The following is a 15,750-nucleotide window of genomic DNA, read 5'->3' as shown; positions in this document are numbered from 1 at the left end:
CCGCGCCTACCGCACCCAGATCGCCTGTCGGCGCGGCCGCAGCGGCGGACCGCCACGGCCGCGATCAGATCTGGCACGGGGATTATCGCAGCCGTGGCGGTGCGCCGATGGGGCGCGCCCCGACGATCGATCGTGCTTTGGCCAGGGCGGATGGCGCTGAACGCCTGCTCGGCTGACCCCCTCTCCCCCTGGGAGAGGGCTGGGGTGAGGGTGTCCCTTGCCACCCTGCTCCAGTGGAAAAGGCTACGCCGTTTTCCACGCTACTGCCCGTTGGTTAGGTTGAGACGGCGCTATCGTCGAAGTCCAACATGGCTGGCCCCGAGCAAAGCCTGTTGGGCTTCGCTGCGCTCAACCCAACCTACGGCGGCTCGCGGTGGAAAACGCTGCGCGGTTTTCCACGCTACGGTGTTCACCGGGGACGCCGCCCGCCCCAACCGTTACCATGGCCGATCTCTTTCCCGTCTCAAGCGATCCATGGCCAAGAAGTCCAGCAAAGCCCTCTCTGTCGCGGTCAGTTCGGCTGCCCCCACGCTCATCGACGTGGCCCGGGTCGCCGGGGTGTCGCCGATCACCGTCTCGCGGGCGCTGAATCGACCGGAGATCGTCAGCGAGGCGGCGCGGGAGAAGGTGCTGGCGGCGGTGCAGGCCACCGGCTACGTGCCCAATCTGCTGGCCGGCGGCCTGGCCTCCAATCGCAGTCGCCTGGTGGCGCTGTTCGTGCCGACCATCGTCCACTCCATCTTCGCCGAGACCGTCCAGGCGCTGATGGCGCGCCTATCCCAGGCCGGTTACCAGACCCTGCTGGGCCTGACCGGCTACAGCGCCGAACAGGAAGAGCAGCTGCTGGCCGCGGTGCTGGGGCGCAAGCCCGATGGCATCGTGCTGACCGGTACCCTGCACACCGCCGCCAGTCGCCAGCGCCTGGCCCAGGCTGGCATCCCGGTGGTGGAGTCCTGGGACCTGGGCGAGGACCCGCTGGACATGCAGGTGGGCTTTTCCCATGAAGCGGTGGGCCGGGCCCAGGCCGAGCATCTGCATGCCCGCGGCTATCGACGTTTCGCCGTGGTCTCGGTGGACGACCCCCGCGCCCTGCGCCGCTGTCGCAGCCTGGTCGCGCGGCTGGCCGAGCTGGGCGTGGCGGAACCGCCGCTGGAGATCCTGCCAGCCCCCGCGCTGGTGGAGTCCGGGCGGGCTGGCCTGCGCCAGCTGCTGGCCCGTGACGAGGCCTTCGACGTGGTGGTCTGCAGTTCGGATACCGTCGCCCAGGGCGTCATGGCGGAAGCCGCCAGTCGTGGGCTGCGCCTGCCCGAGGACCTGGCGGTGCTGGGCTTCGGCAATCTTTCCAGCGCTGCCCAGATGCACCCGGCGCTGTCGTCGGTAAGTGTCGAGGGCGATCGCATGGGCACCCTGGCGGCAGAGGCACTGCTGCAGCGTTTCAACGAGGGCGACCAGGGCCGGGAAGCAGTGCGCATCGACACCGGTTTCCATATCATCGACCGCGCCACGACCTGACCGCCGGTCCCAATCTTGTTAGACGTCGTACTTGTATGGTTGCGCAATCATGGCTTAGTCTTGGGCAAACGCAAGGGCTGAGACCGATTGTCGCATCAAGATATGATTGCGCAATCATCCTAGGGTCCGCGCCTTCAATAAAAACAATCACGCAAGAGGGATCCCCATGGATGCCACAAGACCGACCCGGGTGCGCTACCTGATCCTGTTGATGCTGTTCGTCGTGACCACCATCAACTACGCCGATCGCGCCACCATTGCCATCGCCGGCTCCAGCCTGCAGAAAGACCTCGGCATCAGCGCCGTGACCCTCGGCTATATCTTCTCCGCCTTCGGCTGGGCCTATGTGGCCGGGCAGATTCCCGGCGGCTGGCTGCTGGATCGCTTCGGTTCGAAGAAGGTCTATGCCGGCAGCATCTTCTTCTGGTCGTTCTTCACCCTGTTGCAGGGGCTGGTCGGCGGCCTGCCGGTGGCCTGGGCGGTCACCACCCTGTTCATGCTGAGATTCCTGGTCGGGCTGGCCGAGGCGCCGTCCTTCCCGGGCAATGCGCGCATCGTCGCCGCCTGGTTCCCCACCGCCGAACGCGGTACCGCCTCGGCGATCTTCAACTCGGCGCAGTATTTCGCCACAGCGCTGTTCGCGCCGATCATGGGCGGCATCGTCTTCCACTTCGGCTGGGAGCACGTCTTCGTCATCATGGGCGTCCTGGGCATCCTCTTCTCCGGGGTCTGGCTGAAGTACATCCACAATCCCAAGGAGCATCCGCGCATCAACGCCGCGGAGCTGGCGCACATCCGCAACAACGGCGGCCTGGTGGACATGGACAACAGCGCCCGCCAGCGCGATGGCGGGCCCAAGTGGCACTACATCACCCAGTTGCTGACCAACCGCATGATGCTTGGCGTCTACCTCGGCCAGTACTGCATCAACGCCATCACCTATTTCTTCCTGACCTGGTTCCCGGTGTACCTGGTGCAGGAGCGCGGCATGACCATCCTCAAGGCCGGCTTCATCGCCTCGCTGCCGGCGATCTGCGGCTTCATCGGCGGGGTGCTCGGCGGGGTGATCTCCGACTACCTGCTGCGCCGCGGCCGTTCCCTGACCTTCGCCCGCAAGCTGCCCATCGTCTGCGGCCTGCTGCTCTCCACCAGCATGATCTTCTGCAACTACGTCGACGCCGACTGGATGGTGGTGGGCTTCATGACCCTGGCCTTCTTCGGCAAGGGCATCGGCGCCCTGGGCTGGGCAGTGGTGGCGGACACCTCGCCCAAGCAGATCGCCGGGCTCTCCGGCGGCCTGTTCAATACCTTCGGCAACCTGGCTTCCATCACCACCCCCATCGTCATCGGCTACCTCATCGCCGCCACCGGCTCCTTCAAGTGGGCGCTGGTCTATGTCGGCGCCAATGCCCTGGTGGCCGTGTTCAGCTACCTGTTCATCGTCGGTCGCATCCAGCGTGTCGAGCTGCGGACCGCCGACGGCGAGATCCTGGGCGCGACCCAGCCTGACCCGGCCCGGGCCTGAGCCCCGGCAGAGGATAAGAATATGAACCTGATCGATCACCGTGATTCGCCGCGCTACATCAAGCTCCACCCCCTGGACAACGTCGGGGTGGTGGTCAACGAACCCGGCGTGGCCGCCGGCACCGCCTTCGCCGATGGCCTGACCACGGTCGAGGCCATTCCCCAGAGCCACAAGGTCTCCCTGGTGGATCTCGCAGAGGGCGCCGAGGTGGTGCGCTACGGCGAGGTCATCGGCTACGCCCTGCAGGACGTTCCCGCCGGCAGCTGGATCACCGAAGCCCTGCTGCGCATGCCGGAGCCGCCCGCGCTGGACAACCTGCCCAAGGCCACCGCGCCCGGCCAGGTCGGCGAACCCCTGGAGGGCTACACCTTCGAGGGTTTCCGCAATCCGGACGGCAGCGTCGGCACCCGCAACATCCTGGCGGTGACCACCACCGTGCAGTGCGTGGTAGGGGTGCTGGACCACTGCGTGGAGCGGGTACGCAAGGAGCTCCTGCCGCGCTACCCCAACGTCGACGACGTGGTGCCGCTGTCCCACAGCTACGGCTGCGGGGTGGCCATCAACGCCCCGGATGCGGTGATCCCCATCCGTACCCTGCACAACATCAGCCGCAACCCCAACTTCGGCGGCCAGGCGCTGGTCATTGGCCTGGGCTGCGAGAAGCTGCAGGCCAGCCAGCTGATGCCGGGTGATGAGCTCACCGCAGGGCAGAACGAAGAGGAGTGGCTGTTCCGCCTGCAGGATTCGGCCAATGGCTTCGCCGGCATGGTCGAGCAGATCCTGGGGCTGATCGAGGCGCGTCTGGAGGTGCTCAATGGGCGCCGCCGCGAGACGGTGCCGGCTTCCGAGCTGGTGGTGGGCATGCAGTGCGGCGGCAGCGACGCCTTCTCCGGCATCACCGCCAACCCGGCCCTGGGCGTGGCCGCCGATCTGCTGGTGCGGGCCGGCGCCACCGTGATGTTTTCCGAGAACACCGAGGTGCGCGACGGCATCCACCTGCTGACCCCGCGTGCCGCCACCCCCGAGGTGGCCGATGCCCTGATCCGCGAGATGGACTGGTACGACCGCTACCTGGAGCGGGGCATGGCCGATCGTAGCGCCAATACCACCCCTGGCAACAAGAAGGGCGGGCTGAACAACATTGTCGAAAAGGCCATGGGGTCGATCGCCAAGTCGGGCACCAGCCCCATCGCCGGGGTCATCGCACCCGGCGAGAAGATCCGCGGCAAGGGCCTGTACTTCGCTGCCACCCCGGCCAGTGACTTCATCTGCGGCACCCTGCAACTGGCCGCGGGCATGAACCTGCACATCTTCACCACCGGTCGCGGCACCCCCTATGGGCTGTCCATGGTGCCGGTGATCAAGGTCTCGACCCGCACCCAGCTGGCCGAGCGCTGGCCGGACCTGATCGACATCGATGCCGGTCGCGTGGTGAGCGGACGGCTGTCGCTGGAGGAGATGGGCTGGGAGATCTTCCAGTGCTATCTGGACGTGGCCAGCGGCCGCCGCCAGACCTGGGCCGAGCGTCATCGCCTGCACAACGACCTGGCGCTGTTCAATCCGGCCCCGGTGACCTGATTCGCACGGCAATGAAAAAGGGCCGATCCCTCGCGGGGTCGGCCCTTTTTCATTGCCGCGCTACGCGGCTCAATCGGTCAGGGCGCTGCCGCTGATCGGTCGCAGGTTCGGCTGGTTGTCGTCTTCCGGATCACGCATCAGCACGTAGCCGAGGATGATGCCGACGAAGAGATTGCCGACGCCGATATCGAAGAGGTCGGTGGTCCAGCCGATCAGGCAGAGGCAGAAGGCGATGGCCAGCAGGGTGTGGCTGAGGCGGTCGGGCGCGGTGTGCAGGCGGATGAACACCGGCAGCTGCATGGCATAGCCGAGGATGCCGACCACGCCGAACACGCACCAGAGATAGACCACGCTGCTGTCGCTGGTGACGAAGAGGTCGATCCCCGGCACGGGGAAGGCGGCCATGGAGCTGCCGAACAGGCCGAAGCCGGCGCCTTCCACGGTCCAGCCATGGCGGCTCATTTCCGCGACGACATTCGGCCAGGTGTTGACCAGGCGATCGTAGAAGGAGGCCAGGCCGCTGTCGCTCATCACCACCAGGGGATCGAAGTCGCGGATCAGGCTCAGCACCGGCAACAGCATGCCACCCACCACCGCCAGCAGGATCAGCGCATAGGTCGGCCACTGGAAGCGGCGGGTCATCATCAGCGCCAGGGTAAAGGCGAAGGCCGCTGCCGGCGCCTTGCTGGTGGTGAGCAGGATGCCGAAGAAGCCGACCAGGGCGACCACCAGCCAGAGTGTCCTGGAGCGGGCGAATTGCGCGAGGAACAGGCAGTAGACCGCGATCAGCGCCGCCAGCACGTTGGAGACCCGGGCGAAGCCGGCGATCCGGTCCTCTTCACCGGCGACCCACTGGGTATTGCCGGCGATGTCGTTGCCGCCGAGGTTGTAGCTGTAGCCTTTCCAGGGCACCGAGGTGTACTTGTCCAGGGCGATGCCGACCAGGCTGGCGAGCAGCAGCAGGAACATGGCGCGGCCCAGCAGGCGGCGCTGCTTGAGCAATTCGCGGCCGCAGACCAGGCCGAACAGCAGCGGGCTGTAGACGAACAGCGAGAACAGCACGTTGTTGAAGGTCCCGCCATGCAGCAGGGCGAGAGCGGCATAGGCCAGCCCGGCGAACAGGCCGACCCAGATCACCCGGGGCAGCTTGACCGTCGCCACCTGCAGGGCAAACAGCGCCAGACAGGCGATCTTGGGCAGATAGACCAGCGCCGAGGCGCCGACCATGTCCAGGGCATAGCGCAGAAAGCCGGAAAAGGTCTCGACGACCAGCAGGCCGATGGCCGTCCACACCATGAGGGTGGAGTAGCGCCATTCGAGCACACGCTGGAAGGGGGAGGGGGTGGCGGTTGCAACCGACATGATGATCATCCCTGTCTTGATGCCGATGGCGCCGGAGGCCACCAGTCCTGACGTAAGAAGCGAGGACCGTCGGGGCACGCCACCTTGGCGTTATCGACGGACTGCTGACGCAAAAGCGCATAGGCGGGCACGCTACCGCCAGCGACCACCGAAACCGGTCGCGGCGAGGGCGTGAGAAGTAAGCCGAAGGGATGATAGCGGAGGGCTTGCGGCGCCTGTCAAACGACGCCGGGCCGACTGGAAATCCTCAGCGCGGATATCAGAAGCAGGCCACAAAAAGCCCGCTAATTGACCATCCGCCAGGTCAGGGGGTAGCGGTAGTCGCGGCCCTGGTTGGCCTTGATGCCGGCGATCACCGTCAGCACGAAGGCCACGCAGGCCACCAGCAGCATCAGCGGAAAACCGATCAGCACCCACACCAGCAGCCAGCAGATCATGTGCAGCAGGGTGACGGTGAGCTGGAAGTTCAGCGCCTCCTTGCCCTGCCGGTCGATGAAGGGGTCGTCCTCGCGCTTGAACTGCCAGACCACCAGCGGACCTATCACGTTACCGATGAAGGGCACCACGAAGCCCAGGAAGGCGGCGTAGTGGCAGAGCATGGCCCAGCGTCGGGCTTCGGCGCTGGGGGCGGGGACGAGATCGTGCATGAGGGCTTCCTTACTCGCCGCGCAGGGCGGCTTGCTGGAGCTCGAACAGGTCGCGCAGGCCACCCTGGGCCAGTTCGAGCATGGCGTTGAGTTCGGCTGGCTGGAAGGGCGCGCCTTCGGCGGTGCCCTGAACCTCGATGAAGCCACCGGCATCGGTCATGATCACGTTGAGATCGGTCTCGGCGGCGGAGTCTTCCAGATAGTCCAGGTCGAGCACCGGGGTGCCCTGGTAGATGCCCACGGAGATGGCGGCCACCATCTGCTTAAGCGGATTGCCCTTGAGGCTGCCACGGCGCTTGAGTGCGCCCAGGGCGTCGACCAGGGCCACGCAGGCACCGGTCACCGAGGCGGTGCGGGTACCGCCGTCGGCCTGGATGACGTCGCAGTCGATGTAGATGGTGTTCTCGCCCAGCTTGGACAGGTCGACGGCGGCGCGCAGCGACCGACCGATCAGCCGCTGGATCTCCAGGGTCCGACCGCCCTGCTTGCCCTTGGCGGCTTCACGCTGGTTCCGCTCGCCGGTCGCGCGCGGCAGCATGCCGTATTCGGCGGTGAGCCAGCCCTGGCCCTTGCCCTTGAGAAAGCGCGGCACCCCGGCCTCGACGCTGGCGGTGCAGATCACCTTGGTATCGCCGAATTCCACCAGAACCGAACCCTCGGCGTGCTTGGTGTACTGACGGGTGATGCGGATGGGGCGCAGCTGATCGGCGGCGCGGCCACTGGGACGCTTCATTGCGGGCTTCCTGTAAGGCGTAGATATCAGACCCATAGTATAGAGAGCGTCCGGTTCATGCGACACGGATGCATTGGGTCGCTCCGATCAGGTGCGCTAGAATCGTGCGTTTTACATGCGTGGTCGCTCGGGATCGCCCCAGATCCGCGCATCGTCAGACGAGGATCCTGCCATGGTGCACAGCATGACGGCGTTCGCCCGGGTCGAGCGGCCGGGGCCCCAGGGCACCCTGAGCTGGGAGTTGCGCTCGGTCAATCACCGCTACCTGGAGCCCCACCTGCGCTTGCCGGAGACCTTTCGCGATCTGGAGTCCGGCGTGCGTGAGGCACTGCGTCGGCGACTGTCGCGGGGCAAGCTGGAGTGCGTGCTGCGCGAGGAACGCGACGAGAGCGCCGCCCTGCGCGTCGATGCCCGCCGGGCCGCGCAGCTGGTGGCCGCTGCCGAAGACATCGCCGCGCTGATCGCGCGCCCGGCCAAGCTCGACCCCCTGGCCGTGCTGGCCTGGCCCGGGGTGCTGGCGGGTGCCGAGGTGGATGGCGCCGAACTCAAGGTGCAGACCCTGGCGCTGTTCGAGGCGGCGCTGGATGAATTGCTCGACGGCCGGCAGCGCGAGGGTCGCGAACTGGCGCGCCTGATCGAGGAGCGCCTGGCCCAGGTGCTGGCGGAGGTGGCGACACTGCGCGCGCTGCTGCCCGAGCTGCTGGCCCTGCAGCGGCGCCGTATCCTCGAGCGCTGCGCCGAGGCAGGCGTCGAGTTCGAACCGTCGCGGCTGGAGCAGGAGCTGGTGCTGCTGGCGCAGAAGAGCGACGTGGCCGAGGAGCTGGATCGGCTGGAAACCCATGTGGCCGAGGTGCGGCGGGTCCTGGCGGGTAGCGGCGCGGCCGGACGGCGGCTGGATTTCCTCATGCAGGAACTCAATCGCGAGGCCAATACCCTGGGTTCCAAGGCCATCGACGCCCGGGCCTCCCAGGCGGCCATCAATCTCAAGGTGCTCATCGAACAGATGCGTGAGCAAGTGCAGAACATCGAATAGGCGAACTCTCATGACAGCCCTTCCCGGCACCCTCTACATCGTTTCCGCGCCCTCCGGCGCTGGCAAGACCAGCCTGGTCAAGGCCCTGCTGGATGCCCTGCCCGACATCCGCTTGTCGGTCTCCCACACCACCCGCGCCATGCGCCCGGGTGAAGCGGACGGGGTGAACTACCACTTCGTCGACTGCGCGACCTTTACCAACCTGCTCGAACATGGCGATTTCCTCGAACACGCCGAGGTGTTCGGCAACTATTACGGCACCTCCCAGGCCGCGCTGGAACGTGACCTCGCCGAAGGTCACGACCTGATCCTGGAAATCGACTGGCAGGGCGCCCAGCAGGTCCGCCGCAAGCTGCCCCACGCCCAGTCGATCTTCATCCTGCCGCCGAGCCAGGCCGCGCTGCGCCAGCGTCTGGACAATCGCGGCCAGGACAGCGCCGAAATCATCGAGCGCCGCATGCGCGAGGCGGTGAGCGAGATGAGCCACTATGTCGAGTACGACTACCTGATCATCAACGACGATTTCGCCAGCGCCCTGGAGGACCTCAAGTCGATCTTCCGCACCCGCCAGCTGCGCCTAGATCGCCAGCAGCGCCGCCACGATGACCTGCTGGTGGATCTGCTGGGCTGATACCCGCCTCGCGGCCCGCGCGCTCAGGGCGTGGGCCTGGCTGCTCCGGGTGGCCTCCGGGCCGGGCATTCGACGGGTCCTCCAGTGATGAAATATCTGGTTACATTTTTCCTGGGCGTCGCCTCGGGCCGGCGACGGCTGTCGATGTTTTGGCAGTCGCGTTATTTATCTGGTTTTACGCGAACAAGATTAATCACCCTTTGACGATCATTGGCTCTATTTGAATGTAGGGCCGCTTTTTATATGTCTATATAAAAAGATTAAAACAAAAGCCTGCTCCTTGTGGCTGATCTTTCTCGCCAGATCGCCAATCGTTGCTATTTGTTTAAAGAAACTTTGGCTAGGCTTTTTCTGGACGGCTAGCGAAGTTGCCCGTGGGCTAAAGGCGGGCATTTAGCTATCAAGGTCGTTGCCGTTAGCGGTTGTATGATTACCTGAGCACTGTCAGGGAAACAATTATCGGAGCTGACTTCGGTAAAGGGTCTCCTGCTGTCCGCTAGAACTGCCAGAGCCGCGTAGTTGAGCATTTCGCGGGGGCTTTCGGTATTTCAATGGGACTTTCATTTTTGACATGACTGTCGTAACAGGAGCGTTCGATATGACATTAAAACCTGTGGCCACGCTGATGTTGGCAACGCTGTTGGGGACTACCGCCCAGGCAGCCGAGTCTTTGAGTACGGGCCCTTACTTGCGGCTCAAGGTGCTGGGCAATGCCGGATTCGTCCTCAACAGATTGAAGGCGGAAGACACCAAGATCGTCACGGGTGGCGAATACGACTATCTGGTGGTCGGGCCCAACGTGCAGGTCGACGGCAACGTCAAGAAGGAGATCAACAACGCCCTCGATCAAGGCAAGCGCGTGATCTTCGACAATCAGCCCGGTCAGCACCTCGCCAGTGAGAACGCGGCCCTGGCGCTGGGCATGACCGTCGAGGCGGATGCCCTGATGGTGAAGAAGCCAGAGAAGGACACTGGCCTGCTGATAACCCCCGTCGATCGGCCCGCGCGCGCCGATGCCTTGTCCGCGAGCAAGGCCCAGAGCAACAAGCAGGACCAGGCGAGCAACACCATCGAAAACGTCTTCGGACTTTGAGGGACCAAAGCCATGAACACCTTCGTGAAATCCACCCTGGTCGGGGCGCTCGGCTTCATTCTTTCGACCGGTCTGGTGCAGGCGGGCGAGTGTTTCACCAACCACACCGAGCCCGTCATCCTGGGTGACGGTTCCCGGGCCTTTTCCACCCAGCAGGCCGCCAAGACCTGGGAGGACTGGATCTGGCGTGGACCGATCTTCCGCTGCTCGAGCACCGGGACTATCGACTGTACCTATACCTGGGGCGAGACCAAGACCTCCAGCTACGGCTGGTCGGTAGGGGTCAAGCTCAACGGGGAGAAGCTGCCCTTCATCGGCAAATACCTGAGCATCCTCGGCGTCGATGGCAGCTACAAGCAGGATCGCTCGATGAGTACCGCCTTCACCTGGGGCGTGAGGATAGAACCGGGCTATCGGGCGCAGCCCATCCAGGTGGTGGAACGGCGCTGGAAGAGCGGCAAGTTCCGCGGTGCCTGGGTACGGACCGGCAGTTGTTCACGAGGCATCTCCAACCCACCCGGGATGCACTGGTACGACTGGGATTCCAAGCGGGTGGTCAGCAGCTGGAGCGGCAGCGTGGAGGTGAGCAGATACGCCACCTACCACGTCTATCGCTAGCTCCGGCCCGCGCCAGTGCCGGGTCATGGTGACCCGGCACTGGCTGTGCCAGGGGCGCACGGCCGAACGCTCAGGCAGGCGCCTGCCTACGCTCGTCGAAACCGCTCTTTGGATGGATGGCAGAGGGTGCCTGGCTGACCACACTCAGCACGGGCCGCTCGTAGGCGGCGCCGCCCTTGCAGTACGGTCGATTCTGGCATCTGGCCGGACTCGCGGCTAGTCGTCCTGCCCCCGGTAGCTGTCACTGGAGCGGAAGACCGTCATGAAGACCCCTACCTTGCTGGCGGCCCTGCTCGCCGGCCTCGCGGCGCCGGCCTTCGCCGTCGAGCAGAGCATCAGCCTGACCCAGGCCGGCAATGACAACCAGGCCACCCTGAATCAGAGCGACGGGCGCGCCAACACCGTCGAGCAACTGCAGCGCGGCGACGGCAATCGCACGACGCTGGAACAGCGCCAGGCCTTCGGTGCCCAGGCGCGGATCGAGCAGACGTCCAGCGGCAACGGCCTGCAGATCGTCCAGCAAGGCAGTAATCAGCAGATCGCCGTGACCCAGCTGGAAAACGGCAACCACTTCGCCGACCTCACCCAGATCGGCGGCGGCGCGGGCAACAGCCTGGAGCTGGAGCAGCGCGGCAATGCGGCTTCCGCCTATCTGCACCAGGCGGGCGATCTCAACGTCTACAGCGTGCGCCAGGCGGGTTTCGGCGGAAACGAGCTGCGGGCGACCGCGACCGGCGATGGTAACCGGCTGACGGTGGAGCAGCGCAGCGGTGGGGTGGCCGAGGTGGTGCAGACCGGCAACGGCAACGCCGTGCAGCTGACGCAGAACGTGTCCTTCGCCGGCGGCAGCGCCACCTTGCGCCAGCAAGGCGCTGACAACAGTGTGCAGGCGGATCAGCTGACCAGTCGTTATCGCAGTGCCCTGGCGCTGACGCAGACGGGCAATGCGAACCAGGCGACGCTATCGCAGCGTGCCGGCTTCAGCGACATCACCTTTAGCCAGCAGGGTAACGCCAACGAGCTGAGCGCCACCCAGACCGGGTTGGAAGCCCGGATCGCCGGCACCAGCGCGGGCGATGCTAACCAGGCGAGCTTCGTCCAGAGCGGCGTGCGGGTGGAGGCGGAGATCCAGCAGCAGGGCAATGGCAACCTGGCGTCCATCATCCAGGACACGGTGCCGGACAGCTTCAGCGGCGCCAGTGCCATGATCAGCCAGACCGGCGACGCCCATTCGGCGGTGATCGACCAGATCGGTTCCACGGCGCGCATCACGCAGAACGGCTTCGGTAACCAGGCGACGATCCAGCAGCGCTGAAGGGTTGCAGGCTGATCCCGGCCGGGATCAGCCTGATGGGGCTTACAGCTTGATCCAGGTGGCCTTGAGCTCGGTGTACTTGTCGAAGGCGTGCAGGGACTTGTCGCGCCCATTGCCGGACTGCTTGAAGCCGCCGAAGGGCGCGGTCATGTCGCCGCCGTCGTACTGGTTGACCCAGACGCTGCCGGCGCGCAGGGCGCGGGCGGTCTTGTGGGCCTTGGAGATGTCGCGGGTCCAGACCGCGGCGGCCAGGCCGTATTGGGTGTCGTTGGCGATCTGCACGGCTTCTTCGGCGGTGTCGAAGGTGATCACCGAAAGCACCGGGCCGAAGATTTCTTCGCGGGCGATCTTCATGGCGTTGCTCACGCCGTCGAAGATGGTCGGCTCGACATAGACCCCGCCGGTTTCTTCCAGGGTGCGCTTGCCACCGGCCACCAGGGTGGCGCCTTCGGCATGGCCGGCCTCGATGTAGCGCAGCACGGTTTCCAGCTGGGTGGTGTCCACCAGGGCGCCGACGTTGGTCTCGGGGTCCAGCGCATGGCCGGGCTTCCAGCCCTTGAGGGCCTCGACCACCAGCGGCAGGAATTCCTCCTTGATGGTGCGCTCCACCAGCAGCCGCGAACCGGCGGTGCAGACTTCGCCCTGGTTGAAGGCGATGCCGCTGGCGGCCGCCGCGGCGGCGTCCTTGAGATCGGGGGCATCGGCGAAGACGATGTTGGGGCTCTTGCCGCCGGCCTCCAGCCAGACGCGCTTCATGTTGGATTCGCCGGAGTAGGCCAGCAGCTGCTTGGCGACCCGGGTGGAACCGGTGAAGACGATGGTATCGACGTCCGCATGCAGGCCCAGGGCCTTGCCGACCTGATGGCCGTAGCCCGGCAGCACGTTGAACACCCCGGCCGGGATGCCCGCCTGCTGCGCCAGCTGGGCGACGCGGATGGCGGTCAGCGGCGATTTCTCCGAGGGCTTGAGCACCACCGAATTGCCGGTGGCCAGCGCCGGGCCGAGTTTCCAGCAGGCCATCATCAGCGGGAAATTCCAGGGCACCACGGCGGCGACCACGCCGACCGGCTCGCGGGTGACCAGGCCGAGCTGGTCATGGGGCGTGGGGGCGACCTCGTCGTAGAGCTTGTCGATGGCCTCGGCGCTCCAGCGGATGGCATTGGCCGATGCCGGTACGTCGATCCTGAAGGAGTCGCCGATGGGCTTACCCATGTCCAGGGTTTCCAGCAGCGCCAGCTCTTCGGCGTTGGCCAGCAGCAGGTCGGCGAAGCGGATCAGCACGCGCTTGCGCTGGGCCGGCGCCAGGTGCGCCCAGGTGCCCTTCTGGAAGGCGGCGCGGGCGGCGGCTACGGCCAGGTCGGCGTCGGCGGCGTCACAGCTGGCGACCTTGGCGAGGAAGCGTCCGTCCACCGGACTCAGGCAATCGAAGGTGGCGCCGGCGGCGGCGTTGACATAGGCGCCGTCGATGAAGGCGCGACCTTCCAGGGTGAGACCTTGGAAGCGCTGCTCCCACTCGGCGCGGCTGGGCAAGCTCATGGGTGACTCCTCGCTAATGGCGGTGAGCAGCCACCCTAAACCAGGCCCGGAAGGGTTATCAATATATTTGACAGTCGGCCGCCAAAGGCGTGGAAACGTGCGTTTTATCGAACGCTGCGCTGGCGTTGGCGACTCAAGGTCAGGGCCGGGCGGGCCGTGGCCAGGGCGCCGCGCCGTTGCCGGGGCTGGAAGCACTGCTGGGTGAGCGGCGCCTCGACACTGGCGTCCAGGTCATCGAGCCAGCCTTCCACGGCGTCTTCCAGGGCGGCGACGGTGAGCTGCCCCAGCACCTGGTGGGCGATGAGATTGCCCAGGCTGGGCGCGGTGGATTCGCCGGTGGCGCCCCACCAGGCGGCCAGGCGCTGCTGGAGGCCTTCGAGCAGACGGTGGAGGCGATAGGCCGCGGCCAGCAGCGCCAGGCTGGCGGAAGGCGCCTGGGCCAGGGCCGCCGGGGCGAAGCCGGCCAGAGCGCGCTCGAGCACCCCGGCCAAGGGCGCCTCGAAGGCCACCGCCCGTGCCTGCAGCAGCAGGGCTTCGAGGGCGTCGGGCACCTTGTCGACATAGGCGCTGGCGAAGCGCTCCAGGGCCGCCCCGCGGCTGGCATCGGCGCTGGCGGTGCGCGCCGCCTGGTCGGCGAAGGTGCGACTGGCCTCGCCACTGTCCCGAGCGCGCACCTGGGTGGTCTGGATCACGAGGCGCAAGGCGGCGGTATTCATGGCAGGGTCCTGCAGGGCTGAGCTGTTTTGGACGCCGCCAGAGGGAGCGGGTCACACCGTTCGTCCGGTGCCGGCGGCCGTCAGTGCCGGAGCATGAAGGTGTCGTATTCCAGGTCGTCCAGCACCCGGTCCAGGCGGTGCAGACCCAGCAGCACGCAACAGGCCAGGGAGACGGTGAAGCCGTAGCCGAAGAAGCTCGGACCCAGTTCGATGCTGAGCAGGGTCAGCGCCAGGTTGAGACCGAGAAACAGGGTGCACAGCATCAGCACGGTGTCGCGCCGGTCCAGGTAGAAGAAGACGTTGAGCAGGGCCATGAACACCACCTGGATGCTTACGCCCACCACGTCGATGTAGAACAGCGGCAGGTAGTAGTGCGACATGCCAAGCCAGGCCAGCAACTGCGGCGCCAGGAGGAACACCAGCACCAGGGTCAGGCCCTGGACCTTGCAGATTTCCAGCAGGCCCTGGCGGATGGCCAGGATCATCTGCTCCTTGAGCTGACTGATGTGCTGCAGGGTCTCGCCGCCGCGCACGGCGTTGAACACCCGCTCGTACCACTCGGCGAAGTCGGTCTCGATGCGCACCAGGAACACCGCCATGCCGGGGATGATGGCGAGATAGGCAAGAAAGATCGGCAGGTCGTAGAGGATGGAGGCGCGCAGGGGGCCGATGACGGCGTCGGAGGTCAGCGGATTGAACCAGAAGACGAATTTGTCGACCCAGATGCCCAGGTTGTAGAACAGCCCGGTCGCCAGCAGGCTGACGAAGATCTGCTTGCGGTCGAGGAAGTCGAAGGCCACCAGGCGGTCGGCCGGGTACTCGCGGATGATGTCGTAGAGAAACATGAACAGCAGCGCGGCGTGGCCCAGCAGCAGGGCCATCAGCAGGCCGTTCATGCCGAGGAAGCGCAGCACGAAGGCGGCGGCGATCATGATGGCGTAGCCCAGGGTCATCACCACCAGGATGCGGTTGTAGGCCTTCATCCCCGACAGGAAGATGATCACCAGCCAGAGGTCACAGAGGGTGACGAAGTTGGCCAGCACCAGCAGCCGATAGGCGAAGGGCTGGTCGAACAGGGTCGCCAGCAGCACGAAGCCCAGGCCCCCGGCGACCAGGGTCACCAGCAGCAGGATGCCCACCAGATTGGGCAGGATGCTGGTCTGCTTCTCCTCGAACAGCCGGTCCGAGACGAAGCGGGTGAAATACAGCTGCAGACCGCCGGTGAGGATCAGCGAGCTGGCCATGAGGTAGGTCACCGTGACCAGGAATTGCCGGATCAGCACGTTGGGGGTGACGATGCCGGTGGCCAGCACGCCGATCAGCATGACGCTGATGATCGACAGCACCCAGGGCCCCGAACTGATTAGGCCGGCGTAGACATAGGCGCGCAGGGTGGCGGTGTAGGAGTCGCGCGCGAGGATCTTGCGCAGTTCGAAGCCGATACCGGCCAT

Annotated in this window: 14 protein-coding genes; 8 read left to right on the top strand and 6 right to left on the bottom strand. The window is 65.9% G+C overall.

Going from position 1 to position 15,750, the window contains the following annotated elements:
• Positions 1–474 precede the first annotated feature (474 nt).
• The 3 genes from QMX82_RS18910 to garD all read left to right on the top strand — a co-directional run bounded on the left by QMX82_RS18910 (position 475) and on the right by garD (position 4,615).
• Positions 475–1,512: a LacI family DNA-binding transcriptional regulator gene (locus QMX82_RS18910; RefSeq protein WP_282286440.1), complete on the top strand. Its 1,038-nt coding sequence runs from the start codon at positions 475–477 to the stop codon at positions 1,510–1,512.
• A gap of 166 nt (positions 1,513–1,678) precedes the next feature.
• Positions 1,679–3,037, top strand: coding sequence for an MFS transporter (locus tag QMX82_RS18905; RefSeq protein WP_282286438.1), 1,359 nt, complete (start codon positions 1,679–1,681; stop codon positions 3,035–3,037).
• A gap of 21 nt (positions 3,038–3,058) precedes the next feature.
• On the top strand, positions 3,059–4,615 hold the full coding sequence (gene garD, locus QMX82_RS18900; protein ID WP_208693194.1) for a galactarate dehydratase: 1,557 nt from the start codon (positions 3,059–3,061) through the stop codon (positions 4,613–4,615).
• Between the two features lie 69 nt (positions 4,616–4,684).
• On the opposite strand, the gene QMX82_RS18895 is transcribed toward garD, so the two are convergent.
• From QMX82_RS18895 to rph, 3 genes are all read right to left on the bottom strand, one after another.
• Positions 4,685–5,977: a hypothetical protein gene (locus QMX82_RS18895; protein ID WP_187980872.1), complete on the bottom strand. Its 1,293-nt coding sequence runs from the start codon at positions 5,975–5,977 to the stop codon at positions 4,685–4,687.
• Positions 5,978–6,261: 284 nt separating this feature from the next.
• Positions 6,262–6,624, bottom strand: coding sequence for a DUF4870 domain-containing protein (locus tag QMX82_RS18890; RefSeq protein WP_017639343.1), 363 nt, complete (start codon positions 6,622–6,624; stop codon positions 6,262–6,264).
• A gap of 10 nt (positions 6,625–6,634) precedes the next feature.
• Positions 6,635–7,357 carry a ribonuclease PH gene (rph, locus tag QMX82_RS18885; protein WP_158889688.1) on the bottom strand — a complete coding sequence of 241 codons (723 nt, stop codon included), beginning with the start codon at positions 7,355–7,357 and terminating at the stop codon, positions 6,635–6,637.
• 172 nt (positions 7,358–7,529) lie between these two features.
• Between rph and QMX82_RS18880 the strand changes: the two genes are divergently transcribed.
• The 5 genes from QMX82_RS18880 (at position 7,530) to QMX82_RS18860 (ending at position 12,047) form a co-directional block, all read left to right on the top strand.
• Positions 7,530–8,390, top strand: a complete 861-nt coding sequence (locus QMX82_RS18880) for a YicC/YloC family endoribonuclease (protein ID WP_208693193.1) — start codon at positions 7,530–7,532, stop codon at positions 8,388–8,390.
• Positions 8,391–8,400: 10 nt separating this feature from the next.
• A complete protein-coding gene (gmk, locus tag QMX82_RS18875) occupies positions 8,401–9,021 on the top strand; it encodes a guanylate kinase (protein WP_208693192.1) in 621 nt (206 codons plus the stop codon).
• 571 nt (positions 9,022–9,592) lie between these two features.
• Positions 9,593–10,114 carry a hypothetical protein gene (locus tag QMX82_RS18870; RefSeq protein WP_282286433.1) on the top strand — a complete coding sequence of 174 codons (522 nt, stop codon included), beginning with the start codon at positions 9,593–9,595 and terminating at the stop codon, positions 10,112–10,114.
• Between the two features lie 12 nt (positions 10,115–10,126).
• Positions 10,127–10,732: a hypothetical protein gene (locus QMX82_RS18865; protein ID WP_282286431.1), complete on the top strand. Its 606-nt coding sequence runs from the start codon at positions 10,127–10,129 to the stop codon at positions 10,730–10,732.
• Positions 10,733–10,994: 262 nt separating this feature from the next.
• Positions 10,995–12,047 carry a hypothetical protein gene (locus QMX82_RS18860; protein ID WP_282286429.1) on the top strand — a complete coding sequence of 351 codons (1,053 nt, stop codon included), beginning with the start codon at positions 10,995–10,997 and terminating at the stop codon, positions 12,045–12,047.
• Positions 12,048–12,089: 42 nt separating this feature from the next.
• On the opposite strand, the gene QMX82_RS18855 is transcribed toward QMX82_RS18860, so the two are convergent.
• The 3 genes from QMX82_RS18855 to pelG all read right to left on the bottom strand — a co-directional run bounded on the left by QMX82_RS18855 (position 12,090) and on the right by pelG (position 15,750).
• Positions 12,090–13,583: an aldehyde dehydrogenase gene (locus QMX82_RS18855; RefSeq protein ID WP_282286427.1), complete on the bottom strand. Its 1,494-nt coding sequence runs from the start codon at positions 13,581–13,583 to the stop codon at positions 12,090–12,092.
• A gap of 104 nt (positions 13,584–13,687) precedes the next feature.
• Entirely contained in the window at positions 13,688–14,299 is a 612-nt protein-coding gene (locus tag QMX82_RS18850; protein WP_208693187.1) for a hypothetical protein, read from the bottom strand.
• 80 nt (positions 14,300–14,379) lie between these two features.
• Positions 14,380–15,750 carry an exopolysaccharide Pel transporter PelG gene (gene pelG / locus QMX82_RS18845; RefSeq protein WP_282286424.1) on the bottom strand — a complete coding sequence of 457 codons (1,371 nt, stop codon included), beginning with the start codon at positions 15,748–15,750 and terminating at the stop codon, positions 14,380–14,382.

The sequence above is a fragment of the Pseudomonas sp. PS02302 genome, assembly GCF_029959585.1.
GTDB classification, from domain to species: domain Bacteria; phylum Pseudomonadota; class Gammaproteobacteria; order Pseudomonadales; family Pseudomonadaceae; genus Chryseomonas; species Chryseomonas aestiva.
This window is presented reverse-complemented; position numbering and strand designations above follow the sequence as displayed.